This window comes from Acinetobacter sp. ANC_7654 (assembly GCF_056779855.1).
On record NZ_JBWYIR010000002.1, the window covers coordinates 294,377 to 318,740 of the forward strand.

The following is a 24,364-nucleotide window of genomic DNA, read 5'->3' on the forward strand; positions in this document are numbered from 1 at the left end:
CATGAATGAATCAGTTGAAAAGCATATCAAACTTGAATTTAACAACTCAGACTTTTTAACAATCAGCTGATTATAAAATCTGCGATCATTGCCCTGAACTGTTGGATCAACAAGGTTTTAAAATCGTCTACCGAAATGCACTTGAAATAGAGCGCGTTACCATCACAATAAGCTCATGCTGTTGCATGAATGACTGACTCTACATTAAAGGCTGCTTGTGAACGAAAACGCACGTGAACACATTGAAAAAATCTTAGCCAATCTTACGACTTTGCCTGGTGTCTATCGCATGTTAGGTAAAGATGGAGAGTTGTTGTATGTGGGAAAAGCGAAGAATTTAAAAAATCGTGTTTCTAGCTATTTTGTTAAAACCATTGAGCATCCCAAAACACAGGCTTTAGTTGCCCGCATTCATGATATTGAAACCATGGTGGTCCGCTCAGAAACGGAAGCATTACTTCTTGAACAAAACTTAATTAAGCTTCATCGACCGCCGTATAACATCATGCTGCGAGATGATAAATCTTACGTCTATATTTTTGTGTCCAGTGATAAGCCTTATCCACGTATTGCAGCAGGTCGTGGTAAGGGGAAACATCAAGCAGGTAAATTTTTTGGACCTTATCCAAGTGCTTATAATGCACGTGATACATTGGTGGTCTTACAAAAATTATTCAATGTCCGCCAATGTGAAAATAGTTATTTTGCGCAACGTAAAAGACCGTGTTTGCAGTATCAAATTAAACGTTGCTCAGCTCCATGTGTGGGTATGATATCACCTGAAGATTATAAAGATGATGTTGATAACTCTATTCGTTTTTTACAAGGGGACACACGTGAGCTTAATCAAGAATTAATTGCCAAAATGGAAGCGGCAGCAGAAGCTCTTGAATTTGAAAAAGCCGTTTTTTATCGTGATCGGATGGCATTATTGCGTGATGTCCAAACTCAACAAGCGATTTATAAAGTCAAAGGTGAAGCAGATATATTGGCGATCGCATACCAAGCGGGGGTAACGTGCGTTCAGATTATGCATGTGCGTAATGGCAAGATGTTGGGAGGAAAAAGTTATTTCCCAGATATGTTGGGCGATGATTTGGGACAAATGCTGGCAGATTTTATCGCGAACTTTTATTTCCAAGTTGCCGATGAGATTCCAACAGAATTAATCGTCAACGTAGAGCTGCCAGACAAGAAAGACATAGAAGAGGCACTACAACAAAATTTTGGCAAAAAAATTCTGATTAAATCAAAAGTTCGAGAAACCCGTGCAGAATGGCTCGAGCTTGCGACCATGAATGTACAGCATGCCATTAAAGGACAACTTGCTAACCATTATGAATTGAATGAACGTTTTCATCAGTTAGAAGAGGTGGTCGGACGTCCAATTGATCGTATCGAATGTTTTGATATATCCCATACGATGGGCGAAGCAACGATCGCTTCTTGTGTTGTCTTTGATAGTGGAGGGGCTCGCAAGCGCGATTACCGTCAGTTTGCTATCGAAGATATCACTGGCGGTGATGATTATGCTGCCATGCGTCAGGCTTTAACACGACGCTATAAGAAAGCAATGCTGCCAGATTTGCTTCTCATCGATGGTGGTAAAGGGCAATTACATATGGCAATGCAGGTCATGCAAGATCTTGGATTGGATGCATTCATGGTGGGGGTTTCAAAAGGGGAAGGGCGTAAGCCTGGTTTGGAAACCTTACATTTCACTGATGGTACAAAGATTCAACTGCCTGAAGACCATAAAGCGCTACATTTAATTCAACAGGTTCGTGATGAGGCGCATCGATTTGCCATTACTAAACATCGTGCCAAGCGCGATAAACGTCGTGGGCAGTCAGTTTTAGAAGCTATTCCAGGGCTAGGACCAAAACGTCGCCGTGATTTATTAACACATTTTGGTGGGATTCAAGGGGTATTAAAAGCCTCTGAAAAGGATCTGAATTTAGTCCCAGGTTTTGGTGCAAATCTCGCTCGGACTGTGTACAAAATCTTGCATGAGTAATCATGCATATCAATTTGCCAAAATGATCATTGACCTGCGAGTCATTGATCATTTACCTCAATCTGAAAATTCAGCATGCTAGCGCGATAAGAAATTTAAAATAAAAGGGTTGCACATGTCATTTGGACAGGTATTTCAAGAAATTGATCAACAAGAATGGGTGGGGATCCCTGAGGGTTGGTTGCAAGGTCGTACCATTTTTGGTGGTTTAACCACGGCGATGATGCTACACAAAGCAACACAAATGATTCATGACCCTCAAAAAAGATTATTGAGCACCAGTGTGGTATTTGTGGGTCCTGTTCAGGAAAAGCCAGTCAAAGTGACAGTGGAAATTTTAAGGCAAGGTAAATCTGTGACTAATATTGAGGCTCGGATTTGGCAGGATGATGCTGTACAGGGAATTCTGCTGGCAAGTTTTGGTTCAGACCGTGAATCAGTTGTGAATATGGATCAAACTCGCACAGCACCACAGTATGATTCGCCTGAAAGTTTAGTTAAGTTGCCTTATCATCCTCTTATGCCGCAATGCTATCAGAACTATGATCTGATTTGGGCTGAAGGGAAATACCCTTGTACGGCTGCTGAAAAGCCCGATTTTGGTGGGTGGTTTCGATATGCAGAATCTAGATTTGAAGCAGGTCCGCTGAGCATGCCTGAATTTATAGCAATGTTAGATATTTGGCCTGCAGGAATTTTTCCTATATTAAAAAAACCAGCACCAGGAAGTTCAATTTCTTGGTATGTGACGCTGTTAGAACCTATTCAAGCTGACCGACGAGATTGGTTTAAATATAAAGTATTTACAGATCATTCTGCGCATGGTTATTCTACTGAATATGCCCATATTTGGGACCATAATGACCGTCTCGTTGCAATTTGTAGACAGACTGTCGCGATTTTTGCCTAGTCGACAGCGGGTAGTGAATCGTTTAAAGTAAGCGGATTAAAGAATCAAAGCTCAAGTTTTTATTGCAAATTTTAGCTGTAATTGGGGCAAACTGGCGGTGTCTATGTCTACAGGTCGCATCCTGAATATACCAAATATCTTGACGCTAGCACGTATTGCGTTAATACCTGTTTTTTTAATTATTGCCTATTGGCCTCCTGCGATTGGTGTGGGTGGGCATGAAGGGGGTATGACGCGTCATATCATTCTGACTGCAATTTTTGTGATTGCTGCTGTCACAGATTGGTTTGATGGTTACTTGGCAAGAACATTGAATCAGACTTCTGCATTCGGACGTTTTTTAGATCCTGTTGCGGATAAATTAATGGTCGCGGCAGCATTGATTGTTTTGGTGCAATGGCAACCTACAATTTCGATGGCTTTTGCTGCGATTGTGATTATTTCACGCGAGATTACGGTTTCTGCTTTACGTGAGTGGATGGCTGAGCTCGGTGCACGTACCAATGTAGCTGTATCTACGGTTGGCAAATATAAAACAGCTTTTCAGATGATTGCTATTTCCGTGTTCTTACTCAATTGGAAACCACTTGAATTAGTTGCATATGGTTTGTTATATACCGCTGTAATTTTAACACTGTGGTCCATGTTTATTTATTTAAGAGCGGCATGGCCATATCTAAAACAACCCTAATGTATTTAAAGCGCCAAAAGGCGCTTTTTTTATTTCGTTGAGAACGTGATTTAAAAAATGAGAAGTAAATTTGCTATTGCTTTGAGTATCTTGTCGAGTTCAAGCATTTATGCGGATGATTTATCAATGGCACAAGAGTATTTGCATAATGATGGAATCGCGTATTGTCTATCTCATTCCGAGATTTATGCAAATGAAGCAAATATTGCGAGAGGTGGATATTTTCAACTCGGTGAGCATAGCCATGAGGCGGCAAAACAAGTGCAAAATTATATTGATCAAGCGCTCAAAGAAGCGTTAGGCAGCTATCAATATTCAAAAGAGAAAGCATACCTTATGCGTTGTTTGGAAATCTCTTATTCAACGCAGTATCGAAATTATATTAAAACTGTTTATACGTTAGATGTTATCGAAAATCAAAAATAACCTTAATTGCTTAAGCTTTTCTGCTGAGGGTTAAAGTAATTCATATTGGGAGATTCAACCGCTTTAAAGTTGAATCATCTTAGAGATTAAAAATAACAATGAAAAAAATACACTTTCAAAAAGTCATTGATGACTTAAACCTTTTGGAAATACTCAAGCGGTATCAAGTTACAGTGGTCGGTACGCCACCTTTAGGAATTGCAATAGCACAAAGTGATATCGACCACATTTGTAGTTATCCGATTGAGCAAGAGAATCATTTGATTGAAACACTAAAATTATTTCAAACCTATAAGGCATGGTGCATTGAGCGAAGTTATTTTGAACGTGATACTTGGATTTGCCGATTCGAATATTGTGCTTGGTCAATTGAGATATTTTGTTCTACAACACCAATTCATCAGCAGGTGGGATTCCAGCACTTCTACGTTGAACATAGAATATTAGATTTGGCAAATGACCAATTTAAACAGGAAATCATTCGCCTTAAGCAAAAAGATATAAAAACTGAACCTGCATTTGCACAAATATTAGCGCTCGATGGTGATCCTTACACGAAGTTAAGTCAGCTCTATGAAGCAGATGACTGTGTGTTGATTCAACTGCTTCAATGCCAAGGTTACCTAGATTAAACTTTAACTATGGGTTTCCTCATCCCCATCGTCTTCAAAAGTTTTTGCAATTTTTTCGATATTCAAACTTTTAGCCATCGCATCAAAAATTTGTTTATATACACCGTCTTGATGGTAAAGAGCATCATGTTCTCCATGCTCGGCAATTTCGCCTTCTTTCATGACATAGGTGTAATCCGCATCAATAATTTGCGACAGGCTGTGCGAGATAATAATGACAGTACGTCCTTGTTTAATCTCATCAAGGCTTTGTTTAATTTGTTCCGAAGCAATGGCATCCAAACTCGCTGTCGGTTCATCTAAAAAGATAATCGGTGGATTTTTCAAGAACATACGAGCAATCGCAATACGCTGTTGTTGTCCTCCAGAGAGTTGCAATGCATCGGAATGATAGCCATCTGGAAGTTGTAAAATTTGCTCATGAATGGATGCTTTTTTAGCAGCAATGATCACGTCTTCTTCAGTAGCATCTGTTTTACCATAGCGAATATTTTCAAGAATAGTCCCTTGGAAAATATGATTTTTTTGTAGGACTAATCCAATATGATCTCTCAAATATTGTGTATCAATTTGATTGAGATCGATGCCATCGAGTTCGATACACCCCTGATTAGGTTCATAAAATTTATCTAAAAGACTGATTAAGGTTGATTTTCCCGCACCTGATAAGCCAACTAATGCAGTAATTTTATTGGGTCGAATCTCCATATTGATATTCTTTAGTGCGTGGTGACCATTTGGATAAAAGAATTCAACATTTTTCAGCGTAAATTTTCCTTGAATTTGCGGTTTGAGTTGACCTGTAGGCTCAATTTGATCATCTGCTTCTAAAATTTTAAAGAAGCTTTCTGAATAGATCATGGCATCATTCACTTCATCATATATACGATGTAAGGAGCGAATTGGCGCGGATACATTATTGAACAACAGTACATGAAACATGATCATACCGATGCTCATCTGACCATCAAGCACAAAATACGCAGTTAGGATGATGATTAAAACAATACCTATTTGTTCAATAAAGGTTTTTAACCCATCAAATAAAAAGCTGACTTGACGGGTTTGCATTTGATTATCTGTGAGTTCTTTTTGTAGTTTGAGTTGTTTGGTTGATTCTATTGACTCGCGGTTGAAAGATTTGATAACCGTAATTGAATTAATAATTCCGAGGATACCTTGGCTTTTCTTTTCTCGACCATCACGTAAATTTCGACGCCAGCCTCCGAGTTTTTGTGCTTGTTTATAAGTTAACCAGAAGTAGATTGGAACGATAGTGGTCGCCACCAAGCCAACATAAAAGTTGGCGTAGTACATTAATCCTAAAGCCACGATCGCACTGGTAAATAACGGCAAAATGTCAATAAAGAATATTTGAACTAGACGAGTCAGAGAGCCAATACCACGATCGATTCGTGTTTGTAATTTTCCCGCCTGATTATTCTCTTCGTTGAAAAAAGCTAATCTATAGGTCAGAAATTTTTCAATGATGCCTTGTGCTAAATCTTGTGAAATAAAAATTCTAAGTTTTTCACCATAAAACTTTTGTCCGAATTGGACAAAAGCATTAATCACTTCTTTACCCAATAATATCGCTGTAATGGTAATCAGGATATTCCAGCCTTCGGCTAAGCCAAAGCCATTCTCAACCAGCGCATTAATTTCATCAACCGCATACTGCAAAGTGAGTGCATTCACTTGAGCTGTGAATGAGCCGATGAGCGTAAGAAAGAGAGTGGCAATCACTAAAAAGCGATAAGGTCGAACGAAAGGTTTAAGTTTTAGAAAAAGTTGCCATAAATTCATAAGCGATTGTTTTTATTGTCTAGATTTATGCCAGTCTAAGCTTGATTGTCCAGTGTCACAAGCGTTCACAATGTTTCAATTTGTCAGTTGAAATATTCAGCTAATATACGGTTATATTTTCATGGCAAATTGGTTATGAACTTTGAGCTGTTTGCACCCGAACCCAATTCAAATCTCCTACCTTGTGATGGGATTGTAGAAGATTACGGCCTTATACTTACTCATGCTGAATCACAGGATTATTTCGATTATTTTTTAGAAGGTTTGGCTTGGAAACAGGATGAAGTGATTTTATACGGCCAATATTTTAAGACGGGTCGTAAAGTCGTATGGTATGGTGACCAAAACTATCAATATCACTATTCAGGAATGGATAAACAAGCACAGATTTGGGATTTGAAATTATTAGCACTCAAGCAAAAAATTGAACTTATAACAGGAGTTCAATTTAATTCTTGTTTGGCCAATTTGTACGAAGATGGAACTCAAGGTTTAGGATGGCACAGTGATGATGAGGCTGCATTAAGAGATCCTGAACATGGCGAGACCGTCATTGCCTCACTGAGTCTCGGTGCAACCCGAAAATTTAGATTTAAACATCGTGATAAAATTCATACTGCGGAAATGTATCTACAATCAGGACAGTTGATTGTGATGAAAGGTCAAACACAGCGTTTTTGGAAACACACTTTAGCGAAATCAACCAAAGTATTAGAGCCTAGAATCAATTTAACCTTTCGCTATTTTTATCCTAGATGAAATGGCAAGTATTCTTTTAAGGTTGAATACCTTGAGGATTACGATACCAACTTTCAATAAATAAAGCGGCTGCCAAGCTGTCTGCGGACAACTTTTTTCCACGCCCTTGCACCTGATAATGATCGAGTTCATCACGCGCTTCGCGAGTTGTTAATCGCTCATCCACCATCCATGTTTCTATATTGGTTTGGTGTCTTAAACGACGGGCAAATTTACGTGCTCGTGTTGATAGTTCCGATTCGCTATCATCCATATTCAGTGGTAGCCCGACTAAAAACAGATTTGGAGAATGCTGTTTTACAATTTTGAGAAGATCATCCCAATTGGGAATGCCATCTTTCATCGGTAAAAGTGAAAGTGGGGTAGCACTTTCAATAATAGACGATCCTACAGCCATTCCTGTTTTTTGTGTGCCAAAGTCAAAGGCCATAATGAGTTGAGCGGTAGTTGAATCAGGCATGTCCAATCTCAGATGAAAGCCATGTACGATCGACCCCCATTTTTCTATAGGCAGCGTCCCAGCGATCGTCATAGGGTAAGTTAAAAATCAAATCCATATCAGAGTCACAAATGAGCCAGTCACCTCGAGCGATTTCTTGCTCCAACTGGTTTTTACTCCAACTTGCATAGCCTAAAGCAATTTGATAGCGACCAACACCTTCATTGTGTGCGATTGCATCAAGAATATCCTTTGAAGTTGTTAAACAAAGGTTTTCACCTACAGCGATGGACGCATGCCAAGTAGGTTGACCTGTATGAAGTACAAAACCCGCTTCTGGTCGTAAAGGACCACCTTGTAAGACATCATGTGGGTGAACATGATCTGCAACGATATCAAGATCTGTTAAGAGTTCTTTAACCTGAATCCCAGCTGGACGATTGATCATAATTCCCTGCGCACCTTCATGATCATGACGCGCGATATAGACCACACTATTTGCGAAGAAATCATCTGCTAAATCAGGTGGGGCAATCAGGCAACGGTGCGTTAGAAATTGTTTACTCACCTAATGGCTTCTCCTATGTTTGAGTATCACTTTACTTCAACATACTAGACTTATGGGTTTTCAACAATCCTTTTAAAATAATCAAGATGTGCTGGTCTGAAACTTTAATTGTCTTAATTGTTTTGCATGTTGAAGGGTGGTCTCGCTAATTTCGACACCACCAGTCATGCGAGCAAGCTCTAATATCCGTTGATCTTCATCAAGCTCAACGATAGTGCTGCTAGCAGGGTCTGTTTGCAGTTTTTTCACTAACAAATGTTGGTCCGATTGCGCTGCAACTTGGGCTTGATGTGTAATACATAGAATTTGAACATGTTGACCTAATCCAGCCAATAAGCGACCGACAATCTCAGCTGTTCCACCACTGATACCTACATCAATTTCGTCAAAAACGAGTACTTCAGCTTCGGTTTTCTCTGCATTCATGACTTGCATGACCAATGCAATACGTGACAATTCACCACCAGACGCAACCTTCGCAAGCGGTTGAGGTGGGATCCCTTTGTTTGCTGTGAACAATAATTGAATAAAACTAAACCCTTCAGATGAAGGTTGCTCCAGAGGATCAAAACGGAATTCAAAATGAGCTTCTGGTAAAGCCAGTTGCTTGACTTGTTCTGTTAAGAGTTTGGCTAAGGGTTCTGCTGCTTTACGACGGATATCATCTAGATATTGAGCTTTCTCTATAAACTGTTGATGTGAAATTTCAACTTGCTCAGCCAAAGTCTCTGGATCTTCAAGCTGATGTAATTGTTCTAGCTCTGCCTGCCAATGTTCGTATTCTGATTTTAAATCTTCGGGTTGTACTCGATATTTGCGCGCTAAACGATGGAATATTTCCAGTTGTGTGTTTAACTCTTCCATTCGTTCAGGATCAAAACTCTGACGGTCAATGAATTGTTTTAAATTCGCACTGGCATCATCGAGTTCACTTTGCGCATTTAATAATGAGTTATAAATTTCAGAGAGTAAATCACTACGACCTGCATGAGATTCAAGCTTGCGAATAATACTTGAAATTTCCTGAGTGATATTTTGATCAGACTCATCTAAAACGTTGATTGCATAACTACAATCTTGCATGATGTGTTCATGATGACTTAAGCGATCGAACTCTTGTTCAATTTCTTTATAGTCAAGTCGAACCACTTCTTCTAATTCTTCTAATTGAAGATTAATTGTCTCAATGCGTTGAAGGCGGGTGGTCTGTGCATCAAGCGCAGCTTGATGCTGTCGGATATTTTTTTGCCATGCGTTATAACTGTCTTTGACAGCAAGCGTATGTTGACCAAAGTTGCTGTAACGATCTAACCAATGTTTTGGATAGGGCGGTTCTAACAATTGTTGCTGACTATGTTGGCTGTAAAGTTGGACTAAGAGTCTGCCAATTTCCTTTAATTCTGACAGACTACTTGGACGTCCATTGATCCAAGCTTTACTACGACCTGTAGCAAAGATTACCCGTCTTAGGTGAATTTCACCCGATTCATCTGCCAGCTCATGAGTGCTTAACCATTCAGCTTCAGGACTTTGATCTTGATAACTAAATACGGCTGTAACATCAGCCTTATCTGAACCATAACGAACGTAATTCGTATCAGTACGCTCGCCTAAACACGCTGATAATGCATCGAGTAATAAAGATTTACCTGCACCAGTTTCACCCGTAAGAACATTGAAACCTTGATCAATATCAATGGCTAAGTTATCGGCTAAAGCAAAGTTGATCAGATTAAGGTGTGTCAGCATAAACGCATCCGAGCTGCGAAAGTGTGGATTCTAAGATAGAGAAATTTTGTTTTAGTCTCAAGTCACGACATTTGAATATGAGAACTTTTAGTTTGCATTTTAACTGAAATTAGGTTGATTACTAGTGACTGAATATATTCTTTTACCTGTGTACAAAAGATATATAGAAGAAATCAAAAAAATCTTTAAATTTCATCAATAGGGAACAAAAGTTGCTTATAAAAACCATTGCAAAACACTGATTGATTAGTTGCTCGAGCGCAATTAAACTACGGCAATTAAAATTTATAAAATGCGCATTATTTGGAGAATACGCATGTCATCACAATTTGATCATGTATCTGTTGTAAAAAAATCAAATGTTTATTTTGGCGGGACGTGTATTAGCCACACTGTTCAATTTGAAGACGGTACGAAAAAAACACTTGGGGTTATTCTACCGACGGAACAACCGCTTACTTTTGAAACACATGTACCAGAGCGTATGGAAATTATTTCTGGTGAATGTCGTGTCACAATTGCAGACAATGAAGAACATGAGCTTTTCCGTGCAGGGCAGTCGTTTTACGTGCCTGGTGAGAGCCGTTTCAAAATCGAAACAGATGACGTATTAGACTACGTTTGTCATTTCGAAGGTTAATTACCAAAAAAAAATTTGACCAACATTCAATGGTCAAATCGGTTAAACTATTCGCTATATAAAATCCTGTAAAGTTGGCTTTGCGGGATTTTTCTTTTCTATATTATTGTATTGTCTTAGTGAGTTGAGGTCGTTCATGGCTAAACCCGAATATTATTATGGCGTTCATTCTGTGGAGTCATTGTTGGAGTTAGAACCTGAACGCGTTTTGACTCTATTTGCACTAAAAGGTCGTGAAGATCAACGTTTAAAACGTATTTTTGAGTTGGCTGAACCTTTCGGAATTAGTATTCAAAAAGCGAGCCGAGACAGCCTTGAAAAACTGGCTGGACAACCTTTTCATCAAGGTGTCGTTGCTGCAGTTCGTCCTCATCCAACGCTGAATGAAAATGATCTTGAGCAATTAATCAAAAGTACAGACAATGTTTTTTTACTGGCGCTTGACCAAGTGACGGACCCGCATAATTTGGGTGCGTGTATTCGAACTGCGGCAGCCATGGGCGTACACGCGGTTGTTGTTCCTCGTGATCGTTCTGCGAGCTTAACACCAACGGCTCGTAAGGTTGCTGCTGGTGGTGCAGAGAAAGTTAAATTTATCCAAGTGACGAATTTGGCTCGTACTTTAGCTAAAATCAAAGATGATTTTAATGTTCGAGTGATTGGCACGATGTTAGATGAGCATGCTCTACCTATTCACGAATGTGATTTGACTGGTCCTGTCGCAGTGATTATGGGTGCTGAAGATACTGGTTTAAGACCGATTACTCAGGCGCAATGCGATCACAAAGTTTATATTCCAATGAGTGGCAATTTACAAAGTTTGAATGTGAGTGTGGCGACAGGCATGGCACTTTACGAAGCGTGTAGACAACGTCAAGCCTAATTTGAGATGGCACTTTCAGATCGAGCCCAAGGCTATTTTTTTCTTATTACTACCATGTGCATCTGGGGGGGATTTACCCTCACTGCACGATTAAATGCGCTATGGCACATCAATACGTGGGACATTGTGGCACTGCGTTTTTCACTGGCTTTTTTGATCTTAATGCCGATTTTACTTTATCGTAGAGAAGCCTCTTTTTTACTTAAAAAAGAACCATTTATTTTGGCAATGATTGGTGGTGTGATCTATTGTTTGTTGGCTTATAGCGCATTTCACTATGCACCGACTGCGCATGCTGCAATTTTTCTCAATGGTTGTATTCCTATTTGTACTGCCATCGTGGCTTTTATATTGATGAAACAGGCTTTTGATCGTCATACATGGGCAAGTTTGCTCATTATGATCACCGTGCTCGGTATTATGAGTCTCCTGATGTATCGTGAATCAGGCATTCCTTTTGGTGCTGGTGATGGATTATTCTTCTTGAGCGCCATTTTTTGGGCAATATTTACCGTATTACTGCGTAAATTCCAACTGAGTGCATGGCAGGCGATGTGTGGAGTTGCCATCTGGTCAGCCGTGATTTATGTACCCATTTACGTGTTATTTTTACCCAAAGATCTTAGTACTCCTGAGCCTCAGCATTTACTGTTTCAGACAATATTTCATGGCATATTTGTGGTCATTATTGCAACTTTAACTTATGTGGAAGCGATTAAAAGACTCGGGGCTTTTAAAGCAGGGAGCATTACCAATTTAGCGCCTTTTTTAGCTGCAATTTTGGCAGTGCCTTTGTTAAATGAACCTTTAAGTATTGCGATGTTATTTGGGTTGTTGGGTATGGCGATAGGCGCATTACAACCATGGCGATGGCTGGGTCGCCAAGATGCACTAAGCCAAAAACTTGAGCAACAAAAAAAGCAGTCTTCTTAGACTGCTTTTTTAAAATCTAAGCTTGTTGTGCAATATCGAGATAATATTGGTGTTTTACTGCGAGTTGTTGATAGAGATGATCAAGTTCACCATCATTAATAACAACATCGTCTGCACGTTTTAATTTTTCTTCACGAGACATTTGCGCACTCATTATTTTTTTAATTTGCTCAATGTCTTGATGATCACGTTGCGAAGCACGCAAGATTTGTAATTCTGTGGATGCATCGATCAGTAAAGTACGTTGAGTAAGTTGGTGTTGATTGGTTTCAAATAAGAGTGGGGAAACTAAAATGGCATAAGGACTGGTCGCCCGTTGTAGTTGTTCAATAATCGATAGGCGAATTGCAGGATGCGTAATATTTTCTAATATCTTTCTAGCTTCAGGATGTTTAAAAATATGGTCTCTTAACGCTCTGCGGTCGAGTGCGCCATCTTCCAATAGCACCCAATCCCCAAAATGATCTTTAATTTTTTGTAGTGCAGGTTTTCCAATTTCAACCACTTCACGTGCTACGATATCTGCATCAACAACAGTAATACCTTGTGTTTCAAACCACTGACTTGCAGCAGTTTTTCCACTTCCAATACCACCTGTTAAGCCCAAAATAAAGCGCATGTAAAAAACCTTGTAATTATCATAATGGGGCTTATTTTAGCTTAACCCCCTAAATAAACCTTCATAATTTCGTTACCCCATAAGAATGCAATCCATCCAGCAATCGCAATATAAGGTCCAAAAGCAAAGGGCTGATTTTCTTTTTTGACTTTCATCAAAATGATGCCGATGATTGCACCGACTAAGGATGAAAGTAGGACAATGAGCGGTAATAAAAATGGACCCATCCATGCACCAAGCGCGGCCAGTAATTTGAAGTCGCCATATCCCATTCCTTCTTTGCCTGTCACAATTTTAAATAAATAGTACACCACCCATAAACAGAGGAAACCAATCAAATAACCCCAAATGGCGGAGGTAGGTGAGGTGTAGAGTGCATAGCTATTTACCGCTAAACCAAGTGCAGCCAAGGGGAGAGTATATCGATCGGGTAAAAGTTGTGTATCGAAGTCGATGAATGTGAGTGCGATCAGTGTCCACGTTAAAATTAAGCCAAAAAGCATTTGTAGGCTTGGACCAAATACCGCGACGACCACTAATGAGCAAACAGCAGTCAAAACTTCTACCAGTGGATAACGAATGCCAATCGGATTTTCACATTCACCACATTTTCCACGTAAAAATAACCAACTTATCACGGGGATATTTTGATACCAACGAATAGGTGTTTTACATTTTGGGCAGGTCGATGCAGGTTTACTTAGCGTGAGCTTATCTTCATCAATTATGGCTTGGTCGGGATGTAAAAACATCTGACAGTCTTGACGCCATTCTTGCTCCATCATTTTAGGTGTGCGGTAAATGACAACATTTAAAAAACTGCCGACACATAAGCTGATGATTCCCACAGTTAAATAGAGTGCTGTAGGCGATTGAATTAAATACGCAATTATTTCGTTCATTACACCACAGAACCCATTTGGAAGATTGGAAGATACATTGCGATGACTAAGCCGCCGACCAAGACACCTAGAATGGCCATAATCAAAGGCTCCATCATGGAGGTTAAGCCATCGACAGCATTGTCGACTTCACTTTCATAATGCGTTGCAACCTTATCTAGCATAGCATCGAGTGAACCCGATTCTTCACCAATCGCTACCATTTGCACAGCCATAGATGGGAATAAATTGGTCGAGCGCATAGCGAAATGAAGTTGTTGACCAGTCGCAACGTCGTCACGAATACGCATAACTGCTTGCTCATATACCACGTTATTCGTTGCGCCAGCTGTTGATTGGAGTGCATCGATTAAAGGGACGCCGGCAGCAAATGTGGTTGAAAGTGTACGGCTATAACGTGCGATAATTGCTTTATAAACCAAATCACCAAAAATAGGCAGCCTTAAAGCCGTGCGATCTAATGCATCCGCAAATTTTTGACTACGTTTTTTGGCTTCAATAAAGCCGATAATGGTCAGAGCGATACCAATAATTAAAATAAACCAATATTTTTGCACCCACTCAGACATTGCCACTACGAGTTGCGTGAACGCAGGTAAGTCTGCGCCAAATGAGCTAAACATCTCAGAGAAGACAGGAACCACTTTGACCATCAAAATAATGGTCACAATAATTGCAACCACAATGACAGCAATTGGATACTTCATCGCTTTTTTAATTTTTTGTTTGAGAACTTCACTTTTTTCTTTATAAATCGCAACTCGATCGAGCATGGTTTCAAGCGCACCTGATTGCTCACCTGATTCTACCAATGAGCAGAATAACTGATCAAAATGCTGAGGATATTTGCGTAGTGCACCTGCAAAAGTATTACCACCTTCGACCTCAGTTTTAATACCCAAAACCACTTCACGCATTGCAGGATTATCTAAGCCTTCTGCAACAATTTCAAAGCTTTGAACAAGTGGTACACCTGCTTTCATCATGGTGGCAAGCTGACGCGTAAAGATGGTGATGTCCAAAGTAGACACTTTCTTCTTCATTAAGCCTTCAAGAATATTCTTGCGCTTCTCGCGGATACTACGCACCGTAATGCCTTGTTTGCGGAGCATGACTTTTGCAAGTTGAATATTACGCGCAGGCATTTCACCTTTAACTTTGGTTCCCTTGCGATCCACGCCGTCATATACAAACGTTGGCATCATCTGTGCTTTTTTCACCGCCATAATGATTTCCTTATTTTTAATTATTCACTGGTCACTCGATTCACTTCTTGTAAAGAAGTAAGTCCGTTCATGACCTTAATTAATCCTGAACGTCGAAGATTCTTAAACCCCAGTCTTTCAGATGCAGCTGCAATCTCTAATGCATTGCCATCATCCATAATAATCTTCGAAATTTCAGATGTCACTTTCATGACTTCATAAATACCGACACGTCCTTTATAACCATCACGGCACTCAGGACAACCGACAGGTTGATAAATTTTAAAATCTGGATCTGCTAAATCCTGTTCTGTGAATCCCATTTCTAATAAACTTGGTTTAGGAATATCAGCAGGTACTTTACAGTGTACACACAGTCGTCTAGCAAGTCGTTGAGCAATGACGAGATTCACCGAAGTTGCAATATTAAAAGAGGGAACCCCCATATTGCGCAACCGGGTTAAGGTTTCAGGAGCACTATTGGTATGAAGTGTAGACATCACCATGTGGCCTGTTTGTGCTGCCTTAATTGCAATTTCAGCTGTTTCGAGATCTCGAATCTCCCCGACCATAATAATATCAGGATCTTGACGCAGGAATGATTTCAATGCGACTGAGAAGCTTAAGCCCACTTTATAGTTGACGTTGACCTGATTAATGCCTTCTAAGTTAATTTCTACGGGATCTTCTGCTGTAGAGATGTTGGCATTTTCAGTATTTAAAATATTCAATCCTGTATAAAGCGATACTGTTTTACCAGAACCTGTTGGACCCGTAATCAGTAACATGCCTTGAGGCTTCTCAAGTGCCTCAAGGAATAAAGCTTTCTGATCTTCTTCATAACCTAATGCATCAATACCGAGCATTGCACTAGACGGATCCAAAATACGTAATACGATTTTTTCGCCAAATAGGGTTGGTAATGAGTTAACACGAAAATCAATCGCTTTAGTACGAGATAATTTAAGCTTAATACGGCCATCTTGCGGAATACGCTTTTCTGAAATATCCATTTGAGACATAACTTTCAAGCGTGAAGCTAATCGATTCGCGAGTTGCAATGGTGGATTTGCAATAGTTCTTAAAACACCATCAACGCGGTATCGAACTCGGTACGTTTTTTCATAAGGTTCGAAGTGTAAATCTGATGCACCCATGCGAATGGCGTCAACCAAAAGCTTGTTGATGTACTTAACAATCGGGGAATCATCACCTGAAGGACCATCATCGTTATTATTTTGCGGTGTATCGTTCTCGACCACGTTAACGTCAAGATCTTCATCACCGAAATTGAAATTCTCATTTTCAGAAAAATGCTTTTCGATCAGTTTTTCAAGTTTATTATGTTCTACAGTAATAGGAACGACGTTTAATTTACTATTAAATCGAATTGCTTCCAATGCTTCGATATCTGTAGGATCACTCGTCGCTACAAATAAAGATATACCTCGTTGATATAAAGGTAAGATTAAATGTTTTGTAACAAGATTTTCTGCAACGATATCTTTGGGTAGTAACTCAACATTATATGCATCTAAATCGAACAATGGCTCGCCAAACTCTTGAGCAACCATTTCAGCAATCGTATTTGCTCGTATTTTGAGATGTTCAACGAGGTAAGGTACTAATTTTTGATGAGATTTTTTTGAATTAATAATAGCATTTTGCATTTGCTGGGAGGTCAAAATGCCTTCATCAACCAAACGACGACTTAACCCAGAAAATTTTGGCCCACTTTGATCTAAAGTCATCCCCAATACGCCTTAAATTCATTTTATAATTCGAATATTAAAATTATACGGTTATAAGTAGAAAATTCTATACTTAAAATCATTAATATTATCCGAAAACTATGAAAAAATTGAATTTTTTCACTTATTCTGTTGGTTATTGTGTCTTATGTTGTCTTTTTTTAAAGAATTCTAGGTGCTGAATCTGTATCCATTGAATTTTTACGTTAATTTTTTAAAATCCGTGTAGAATGTGCGCATTTTTGATAGAAGGTTAGATCTATGTCGGGTTCGACAATTACTCCGTGGGTTGTAGGCAATTGGAAAATGAACCCAATGCAGGCTAACACGCAACAGCTTTTAGCTGATTTGAAACAACAGCTTGAGCAAGCTTCAATCGCTCATGATGTTTGTAAAATTGGTGTTGCGCCAACTTTATTGGCTTTACTCCAAGTAAAAAATGAACTTGCAACAGATGCTCATGAAGTGTTTGTGGTCGCTCAAGATGTATCACGTATTGCGGGTACTGGTGCATTTACAGGTGAAGTTAGCGCAGATCTTTTAAAGGATAGCCAAGTCGATTATGTATTAATTGGACATTCTGAACGTCGTGAAATATTTAATGACACGCCTGCGATTCTTAATGAAAAAATAAAAAATGCTTTAGCTGCTAACTTACATATCATCTATTGTGTGGGTGAAAGCCTTGAACAGCGTGAAAGTGGGCAAGCTGAGCAAGTGGTGTTACAACAAATTTGTGACATTGCAGGTGTTGTGAATCCAGAGCAATGGGTGCATATTACCGTCGCCTATGAGCCAATTTGGGCAATTGGAACTGGTAAAACAGCTTCCCCGGATGATGCACAAGCAATGCATGCTAAAATTCGTGAAGGATTGAGTCAAATTACACCTGAAGGTCAAAACATAGCAATTCTTTATGGTGGTAGTGTAAAACCTGAGAATGCTGTTGAATTGGCAGCATGCCCTGATATCAATGGTGCCCTCGTAGGCGGTGCATCACTCAATGCAGAATCATTTGTTCAAATTGCGCAAGCATTTGCCCAATCAAAATAATTAGGAGTTCATCATGCAATCTTTTGTACTGGTGCTACACATCATTTTAGCGTTATTGATGATTATTTTAATTCTAGTACAGCATGGTAAAGGTGCAGATGCAGGTGCGTCTTTTGGCGGTGGCGGTGCAGCGACTGTATTCGGCGCTTCTGGTTCTGGTAACTTCTTAACTCGTTTAACCGGGATACTTACTGCTTTATTCTTTATCACAAGTATTAGCTTGGCTTACTTTGCGAAGCAGCAAACGACAGATGCTTATGGTTTGAAAACGATTAACACAACTGAGCAAGTTGATCAAAAATCGCCTGAAACTTCATCAACTGCACCAAAACCAGCTGAATAATTGAATATTTCGCTTTCAATTTTTCATTGAAACCACTAGAATGCGTCACAGCTGCGGTGGTGGTGGAATTGGTAGACACGCTACCTTGAGGTGGTAGTGCTTTCGGGCGTGGGGGTTCAAGTCCCCCCTTCCGCACCAACTTATAATCCAGAAGTTTAAGTTGGTGTTTGCAGCAAAATCTGTTGATGCGGGATGGAGCAGTCTGGTAGCTCGTCGGGCTCATAACCCGAAGGTCGTTGGTTCAAATCCAGCTCCCGCTACCAATCAATCCTATAATTAAGATGCAAACTTAAAATAGGCAACTTAAACAAAGTTTGAGTTGAGATATACTTTTTGCACGTTGATGCGGGATGGAGCAGTCTGGTAGCTCGTCGGGCTCATAACCCGAAGGTCGTTGGTTCAAATCCAGCTCCCGCTACCACTTTTGATTAAGGTGCAACTTAATCAAGTCTAATTAGAAAGTTTTTCTGATTGAAAAATGATTCAAATTTAGATATAATTTTGCACGTTGATGCGGGATGGAGCAGTCTGGTAGCTCGTCGGGCTCATAACCCGAAGGTCGTTGGTTCAAATCCAGCTCCCGCTACCAAGTTTCTAAAGAGGCTCACAACTAGGTGGGCCTTTTTGCACAGTGGGCATTGCTTTTCTGTGCAATAATGGGGGCGAATGCGCCCTTTTTTGTTATCTATCGTGTAGTGTGGACATCAATTGGTCAAATAATCATGCTATCACTATAGTTAGTCTGTGTCGGTCTGTTGGCCGATTGAATCGCACATAAATGACGAGAGTAAATGAAGTTATCAAATAAAACCCAAGCATTGTATGAACTGATCGCACCCGCTGTTGAGGCATGCGATGTTGAACTATGGGGTTTAGAATTTACACCTCAGGGTAAGCGTTCGCTAGTACGTATCTACATTGACAAGCCTGAAGATCCAAACAAAGAACCTGTTATTTCCGAAGACGGTGAAATTGATCTTGGTCGTGGTGTGGGTGTGCAAGATTGTGTACGTGTTACCCAACAAGTTGGTGCAATCCTCGATGTTCATGATCCAATTTCTGGTGAATATGCATTAGAAGTGTCATCTCCAGGTTGGGATCGTACTTTCTTTAAACTTGAACAGATGCAAGCATATATTGGTCAACAAGTTGCTTTACGTTTGATTTCTGCAGTGGATAACCGCCGTAAATTCCAAGCGAAACTGGTTGCTGTAGATGTAGAAAATGAAATGATCCAAGTTGAAGTTGAAAAGCAACAAGTGCTCGAGATCGATAGTCACAATATCGATAAGGCCAACTTGATCTACCAAGACTAAATTAATCTTAACTAAAAGAATTTGAATAGTAGGTGACTTATGGGCCGTGAAATTCTTACCGTTGCTGAGACGGTTAGTAATGAAAAAGGTGTTAGTCGTGAAGCGATTTTCGAAGCGCTCGAGCAAGCTCTAGTTGCTGCAACGAAGAAAAAATTCTACGAAGGCACAAATTCTGAAGAAGCACAGTTGCGCGTTGAAATCGATCGTAAGACTGGTGAATACCGTACTTTCCGTCAATGGACTGTAGTAGCAGATGAAGATCATGAAATGCCTGCATGCCAAGACGCGATTTCTGATGTGGATCCAGCGAAATGGTCAATCGGTGATGTGCGTGAGCTTGAAGTAGAATCAATTGAATTTGGTCGTATTGCAGCTCAAATCGCGAAGCAAGTTATTGTTCAGAAAATTCGTGAAGCTGAACGTGCGCTTATTGCAGATGCATATGAATCTAAAGTTGGTGAGTTAATTTACGGTGAAGTAAAGAAACAAACTAAAGATGGTTTCATTATTGACCTCGGTGAGAATGCGGAAGCATATCTTGCACGTGAAGAAATGATCGCAAAAGAAATTTTACGTCCTAAACAGCGTGTAAATGCGATTTTATTTAACGTAAACCGTGAAGGTCGTGGTGCGCAGCTACAACTTTCTCGTGCTAAGCCAGAAATGTTAATGGCATTGATGAAAAAAGAAATTCCAGAAATTTCTGAAGAAATCATCGAAATTAAAGCTGCTGCACGTCAACCGGGTGTTCGTGCTAAAATTGCAGTGAAAACGAACGATCATCGTATTGATCCAGTTGGTGCATGTATTGGTATGCGTGGAACACGTATCCAAGCTGTACAGCAAGAATTGAACGGTGAGCGTATTGATGTTGTAGTTTGGTCAGATGATCCAGCTCAATATATCGCAAGTGCTTTAGAGCCAGCAGATGTATCGGGTATTGTGATTGATGAAGAAGAACGCACAGCAGATATTATTTTTGCTACAAGCGATCAATTGGCGCGTGCAATTGGTTCTCAAGGTCAAAACGTACGTTTAGCTTCTGAGTTAACTGGTTACAAGCTCAATATGATGCTTGAAGAAGAGTACCGTGCTCGTCAACAAAATGAAGCACAGCAATATCTCGATATGTTTGTAGGTCGTCTTGATATTGAAGAAGACCTTGCGATGGCATTGGTAGAAATGGGCTTTACTTCACTTGAAGAGATTGCTTACGTTCCAGCTGAAACATTTGATGAAATCGAATTAGATGCAGAAACGGTTGAGCTTTTACAAAGCCGTGCGAAAGAAGTTGCATTAGCAGATGCACTGAAAGAGCAAGAAAATATTCAAGAACCGAGCGAAGAGCTTCTAGCGATGGAAGGAATGAGTTCAGAGCTTGCTTATGCATTAGCGGCTCGCGGTGTAATCACAGTAGATGATTTAGCAGATCAGGCAACTGATGATATCTCTGATATCGAAGGTTTAGGTGCTGAGAAAGCAGGTCAATTGATCATGAAAGCACGTGAATCATGGTTTAATTAACGAGGAGGTCATACATGACGGATAAGTCAATTAAAGAGTTAGCAGTCAGCGTAGGTCTTCCAGTTGAAAAACTATTAGATCAGGTGCGAGATGCTGGGTTGCCTCAATCTAAGGCAGAAGACACAATCTCAGTAGAACAGCAAGACCGTTTAGTCGCTCATTTGAAAAAAGCGCATGGGCAAGACAGCGGCAGCGCAGGAAAAATCACGTTGAAACGTAAAACTACGAGTACTGCAAAAGTAGCAAGTACATCAGGTAAAGCTAAAACTATTAACGTAGAAGTTCGTAAGAAGCATACGTTCACTAAGCCAGATCCTGAACAAATTAAAGCTGAAGCATTGGCAAAAGCAAAAGCTGAAACTGAAGCAAAAGCACAGCAAAAAGTTGAAGTTAAACCAGCTCAAGCTGAAGAGAAGGCGCAACCTGCAGTAAGTAAAGCGAAAGCGAACTTAGATGCAATGCGTGCTGCAGCGAAACAATCGAGTGAGAAGCAAGAAGTTGCTAAAGCTGCGGTTGTGGTTAAGCGCAAGTCAACAAATAAACCGATTGTTAAACAAGCAACTAAGCCAACTGAAACTGCAGAACAGAAAAAAGCACGTGAAGCTGAAGCTGCTAAATTAAAAGCAGTCGAAGAAGCAGCACGTCGTAAAGCAGCTGAAGAAGCACAACAACGTACGCTTGAACAAATGCGTCAGATGGCTTCTAAGTACTCTAATGAAGATGCAACTGCAACGATTCGTGTGGTCGATGATTCTCCATTGGCTGCTGGTCTTGTTGGTCAAGCATACGAAGATTCATTCGCGAAAGAAGACCGTGACATTAAGCGTGGTAATAACACACCAGGTGCACGTTCTCCTAAGAAAGGTGGTCGTCGCGGTCAAGAAGAGCAATCTTTCCGTGACAACTCTCATAAACGTGGTTTGAAATCAAGCCAAGCTAATAAACATGGTTTCGAGAAGCCAGTTAAAAAGCAAGTTTATGATGTTGAAATCGGTGCAACTATTGTTGTTGCTGACCTTGCTGCAAAAATGGCGATTAAGGTTCGTGAAGTAATTAAAACACTCATGAAAATGGGTGAGCTTGTCACTCAAAACCAATCAATCGACCAAGATACAGCAGTTCTAGTTGTTGAAGAAATGGGTCATAACCCAGTTCTAGTATCAGATACTCAAGCGGAAGATAACTTGCTTGAAGCGGCTGAAGAAGCACGTGGTGCACAAACAACGCGTCCACCAGTGGTTACTATCATGGGTCACGTTGACCATGGTAAGACATCGCTTCTTGATCGTATTCGTCGTGCGAAAGTAGCGCAAGGTGAAGCGGGCGGTATTACCCAGCATATCGGTGCTTATCACGTTACAACGGATAAAGGTATTATCACTTTCTTAGATACTCCGGGACACGCAGCATTTACTGCGATGCGTTCACGTGGTGCGAAAGCAACTGATATCGTTGTATTGGTGGTCGCAGCTGATGATGGTGTTATGCCACAAACAGCGGAAGCGATTGACCATGCTCGTGCAGCAGGTACGCCAATCATTGTTGCAATCAACAAGATGGATAAAGAATCTGCTGATCCAGATCGCGTATTGAATGAATTGACAACTAAAGAAATCGTGCCTGAGCAATGGGGTGGTGATGTCCCTGTCGCGATGGTTTCTGCGCACACGGGTGCAGGTATTGATGAACTTCTTGACTTGATCTTGATTCAATCTGAACTTCTAGAGCTAAAAGCTTCTGAAGAAGGTGCGGCACAAGGTGTTGTAATCGAAGCACGTGTTGATAAAGGTCGTGGTGCGGTTACTTCGATTCTTGTTCAAAATGGTACATTAAAAGTAGGTGACCTCGTTCTTGCAGGCGCATCTTACGGTCGTGTACGTGCGATGACTGATGAAAATGGTCAACGTATTAAGTCTGCAGGTCCATCGATTCCAGTTGAAATCTTAGGTCTTCCAGAAGCGCCAATGGCAGGTGACGAAGTTCTTGTTGTAAATGATGAGAAGAAAGCACGTGAAGTGGCTGATGCGCGTATGGATCGTGAACGTCAAAAACGTTTAGAGCGTCAATCTGCAATGCGTCTTGAAAACTTAATGGCTTCAATGGGCAAAAAAGATGTGCCGATTGTGAATGTAGTTCTGAAGACAGATGTTCGCGGTACATTGGAAGCGCTTCATGTTGCATTGGCTGAACTTTCAACTGATGAAGTGAAAGTGCGTGTCATTGGTTCAGGTGTTGGTGCGATTACTGAGTCTGATGTCACACTTGCAGAATCTTCAGAAGCATTCTTATTAGGCTTTAACGTTCGTGCAGATAATACAGCGCGCCAAAAAGCTGACGCAGATGGTATCGACATCCGTTACTACTCAATCATTTATCAATTGATTGATGATGTGAAAGATGCAATGAGTGGTAAGCTTGCACCAGAACATCGTGAAACAATTCTTGGTGTGGCTGAAGTACGTGAAGTATTCCACTCAAGTAAATTTGGTGCGGCAGCAGGTTGTATGGTTCTTGAGGGCTTATTACACCGTAATAAACCAATTCGTGTCTTACGTGATGACGTGGTTGTGTTCCAAGGTGAACTTGAATCACTTCGCCGTTATAAAGAAGTGGTTGAAGAAGTTCGTGCTGGTATGGAATGTGGTCTTGCAGTCAAAGGCTATAAAGACATCAAAGTGCTCGATAAAATCGAAGTCTATGATGTTCAATTAATTAAACGGAGTCTTTAATGGCGGGTAGTCAACGTCTTAAGCGTATGGCGGACACGGTTCAGCGTGAATTGTCTGAACTTATCCGTCAGGAGCTGAAAGATCCACGCTTAGGTGGTCTTGTGACCATCTCAGCGGTGAAAGTGAGCCCAGATTTAGGCTATGCTGAAGTTTATGTCACGGTCATGGGTCGTGAACTTGGTGATGAGCAAAGTGAAGCAGCAAATAAAGATACTCTAGATGTTTTAAATAAAGCATCAGGTTTTCTGCGCCATGAGCTGAGTCGTCGTATTAAGACACGTATCACACCTCGTTTACGTTTCCATTATGATAAAACTAATGCATACGGAAACTACATGTTTGGTCTAATTGCTGAAGCTGTGAAGGACTTACCTCCAGCTGACGATAAAAAAGACGAAGAGTAATTTCAAACAAAAAGCCACCTTAGGGTGGCTTTTTTTATATTAATGTTTTTATATAAATTAAAGCC

The 24,364-nt window shown here is 40.3% G+C and carries 23 protein-coding genes and 4 tRNA genes; 19 read left to right on the forward strand and 8 right to left on the reverse strand.

Going from position 1 to position 24,364, the window contains the following annotated elements; all coding sequences use genetic code 11:
- Positions 1–217: 217 nt before the first annotated feature.
- The 5 genes from uvrC (at position 218) to AC1M86_RS03635 (ending at position 4,676) form a co-directional block, all read left to right on the forward strand.
- On the forward strand, positions 218–2,017 hold the full coding sequence (uvrC, locus tag AC1M86_RS03615) for an excinuclease ABC subunit UvrC (RefSeq protein WP_180028652.1): 1,800 nt from the start codon (positions 218–220) through the stop codon (positions 2,015–2,017).
- A gap of 115 nt (positions 2,018–2,132) precedes the next feature.
- Positions 2,133–2,927: an acyl-CoA thioesterase gene (locus AC1M86_RS03620; RefSeq protein WP_035265992.1), complete on the forward strand. Its 795-nt coding sequence runs from the start codon at positions 2,133–2,135 to the stop codon at positions 2,925–2,927.
- Between the two features lie 103 nt (positions 2,928–3,030).
- Positions 3,031–3,618 (forward strand): CDP-diacylglycerol--glycerol-3-phosphate 3-phosphatidyltransferase, encoded by a 588-nt coding sequence (gene pgsA / locus AC1M86_RS03625; protein ID WP_035265993.1) that lies wholly within the window; start codon positions 3,031–3,033, stop codon positions 3,616–3,618.
- Between the two features lie 57 nt (positions 3,619–3,675).
- A complete protein-coding gene (locus tag AC1M86_RS03630; protein ID WP_481607251.1) occupies positions 3,676–4,044 on the forward strand; it encodes a hypothetical protein in 369 nt (122 codons plus the stop codon).
- Positions 4,045–4,142: 98 nt separating this feature from the next.
- Complete coding sequence (locus AC1M86_RS03635) at positions 4,143–4,676, forward strand: DUF4269 domain-containing protein (RefSeq protein WP_481607252.1); 534 nt, start codon at positions 4,143–4,145, stop codon at positions 4,674–4,676.
- A 3-nt stretch (positions 4,677–4,679) separates the two neighbouring features.
- Here AC1M86_RS03635 and AC1M86_RS03640 read toward each other — a convergent pair whose 3' ends face one another.
- Complete coding sequence (locus AC1M86_RS03640; RefSeq protein ID WP_481588591.1) at positions 4,680–6,482, reverse strand: ABC transporter ATP-binding protein; 1,803 nt, start codon at positions 6,480–6,482, stop codon at positions 4,680–4,682.
- Positions 6,483–6,617: 135 nt separating this feature from the next.
- Between AC1M86_RS03640 and AC1M86_RS03645 the strand changes: the two genes are divergently transcribed.
- Positions 6,618–7,241, forward strand: coding sequence for an alpha-ketoglutarate-dependent dioxygenase AlkB family protein (locus tag AC1M86_RS03645; RefSeq protein WP_481607253.1), 624 nt, complete (start codon positions 6,618–6,620; stop codon positions 7,239–7,241).
- Between the two features lie 16 nt (positions 7,242–7,257).
- On the opposite strand, the gene ruvX is transcribed toward AC1M86_RS03645, so the two are convergent.
- From ruvX to recN, 3 genes are all read right to left on the reverse strand, one after another.
- Positions 7,258–7,701 carry a Holliday junction resolvase RuvX gene (gene ruvX / locus AC1M86_RS03650; RefSeq protein WP_481607254.1) on the reverse strand — a complete coding sequence of 148 codons (444 nt, stop codon included), beginning with the start codon at positions 7,699–7,701 and terminating at the stop codon, positions 7,258–7,260.
- Positions 7,694–8,248, reverse strand: a complete 555-nt coding sequence (locus tag AC1M86_RS03655) for a YqgE/AlgH family protein (protein ID WP_035266003.1) — start codon at positions 8,246–8,248, stop codon at positions 7,694–7,696. The genes ruvX and AC1M86_RS03655 overlap by 8 nt, the downstream gene beginning before the upstream one ends.
- Positions 8,249–8,329: 81 nt before the next feature.
- Positions 8,330–9,997, reverse strand: a complete 1,668-nt coding sequence (gene recN / locus AC1M86_RS03660; RefSeq protein ID WP_481607255.1) for a DNA repair protein RecN — start codon at positions 9,995–9,997, stop codon at positions 8,330–8,332.
- Between the two features lie 316 nt (positions 9,998–10,313).
- On the opposite strand from recN, the gene ppnP reads away from it, so the two are divergent.
- The 3 genes from ppnP (at position 10,314) to AC1M86_RS03675 (ending at position 12,453) form a co-directional block, all read left to right on the forward strand.
- Entirely contained in the window at positions 10,314–10,637 is a 324-nt protein-coding gene (ppnP, locus tag AC1M86_RS03665) for a pyrimidine/purine nucleoside phosphorylase (protein WP_092766653.1), read from the forward strand.
- A gap of 136 nt (positions 10,638–10,773) precedes the next feature.
- On the forward strand, positions 10,774–11,520 hold the full coding sequence (gene rlmB, locus AC1M86_RS03670; RefSeq protein ID WP_035266007.1) for a 23S rRNA (guanosine(2251)-2'-O)-methyltransferase RlmB: 747 nt from the start codon (positions 10,774–10,776) through the stop codon (positions 11,518–11,520).
- A gap of 6 nt (positions 11,521–11,526) precedes the next feature.
- The gene (locus tag AC1M86_RS03675) at positions 11,527–12,453 is read left to right on the forward strand and encodes a DMT family transporter (RefSeq protein ID WP_092766655.1); all 927 of its coding nucleotides are present in this window, start codon (positions 11,527–11,529) and stop codon (positions 12,451–12,453) included.
- Between the two features lie 16 nt (positions 12,454–12,469).
- On the opposite strand, the gene coaE is transcribed toward AC1M86_RS03675, so the two are convergent.
- The 4 genes from coaE to pilB are packed head-to-tail and all read right to left on the reverse strand — an operon-like array spanning position 12,470 to position 16,930.
- The gene (gene coaE / locus AC1M86_RS03680) at positions 12,470–13,072 is read right to left on the reverse strand and encodes a dephospho-CoA kinase (protein WP_481607256.1); all 603 of its coding nucleotides are present in this window, start codon (positions 13,070–13,072) and stop codon (positions 12,470–12,472) included.
- A gap of 41 nt (positions 13,073–13,113) precedes the next feature.
- Positions 13,114–13,974: a prepilin peptidase gene (locus AC1M86_RS03685; RefSeq protein ID WP_035266012.1), complete on the reverse strand. Its 861-nt coding sequence runs from the start codon at positions 13,972–13,974 to the stop codon at positions 13,114–13,116.
- Positions 13,974–15,200, reverse strand: coding sequence for a type II secretion system F family protein (locus AC1M86_RS03690; protein ID WP_035266014.1), 1,227 nt, complete (start codon positions 15,198–15,200; stop codon positions 13,974–13,976). Before AC1M86_RS03690 ends, AC1M86_RS03685 begins: the two co-directional genes overlap by 1 nt.
- A gap of 20 nt (positions 15,201–15,220) precedes the next feature.
- Complete coding sequence (gene pilB, locus AC1M86_RS03695; protein WP_481607257.1) at positions 15,221–16,930, reverse strand: type IV-A pilus assembly ATPase PilB; 1,710 nt, start codon at positions 16,928–16,930, stop codon at positions 15,221–15,223.
- A gap of 261 nt (positions 16,931–17,191) precedes the next feature.
- Here pilB and tpiA point away from each other — a divergent pair, with 261 nt between their 5' ends.
- The 10 genes from tpiA (at position 17,192) to AC1M86_RS03745 (ending at position 24,299) form a co-directional block, all read left to right on the forward strand.
- Positions 17,192–17,983 (forward strand): triose-phosphate isomerase, encoded by a 792-nt coding sequence (gene tpiA, locus AC1M86_RS03700; protein ID WP_035266016.1) that lies wholly within the window; start codon positions 17,192–17,194, stop codon positions 17,981–17,983.
- Between the two features lie 13 nt (positions 17,984–17,996).
- Complete coding sequence (gene secG, locus AC1M86_RS03705) at positions 17,997–18,326, forward strand: preprotein translocase subunit SecG (RefSeq protein ID WP_035266018.1); 330 nt, start codon at positions 17,997–17,999, stop codon at positions 18,324–18,326.
- A 53-nt stretch (positions 18,327–18,379) separates the two neighbouring features.
- Positions 18,380–18,464, forward strand: a tRNA-Leu gene (locus tag AC1M86_RS03710).
- Positions 18,465–18,512: 48 nt separating this feature from the next.
- A tRNA-Met gene (locus AC1M86_RS03715) sits at positions 18,513–18,589 on the forward strand.
- Positions 18,590–18,670: 81 nt separating this feature from the next.
- Positions 18,671–18,747: transfer RNA gene (locus AC1M86_RS03720), tRNA-Met, on the forward strand.
- 91 nt (positions 18,748–18,838) lie between these two features.
- Positions 18,839–18,915: transfer RNA gene (locus AC1M86_RS03725), tRNA-Met, on the forward strand.
- A gap of 202 nt (positions 18,916–19,117) precedes the next feature.
- Complete coding sequence (rimP, locus tag AC1M86_RS03730) at positions 19,118–19,642, forward strand: ribosome maturation factor RimP (protein ID WP_035266019.1); 525 nt, start codon at positions 19,118–19,120, stop codon at positions 19,640–19,642.
- A gap of 39 nt (positions 19,643–19,681) precedes the next feature.
- A complete protein-coding gene (gene nusA / locus AC1M86_RS03735; RefSeq protein ID WP_035266021.1) occupies positions 19,682–21,166 on the forward strand; it encodes a transcription termination factor NusA in 1,485 nt (494 codons plus the stop codon).
- A 14-nt stretch (positions 21,167–21,180) separates the two neighbouring features.
- On the forward strand, positions 21,181–23,895 hold the full coding sequence (gene infB / locus AC1M86_RS03740; protein ID WP_035266024.1) for a translation initiation factor IF-2: 2,715 nt from the start codon (positions 21,181–21,183) through the stop codon (positions 23,893–23,895).
- Complete coding sequence (locus AC1M86_RS03745; RefSeq protein ID WP_035266025.1) at positions 23,895–24,299, forward strand: ribosome-binding factor A; 405 nt, start codon at positions 23,895–23,897, stop codon at positions 24,297–24,299. Before infB ends, AC1M86_RS03745 begins: the two co-directional genes overlap by 1 nt.
- Positions 24,300–24,364: the final 65 nt, after the last annotated feature.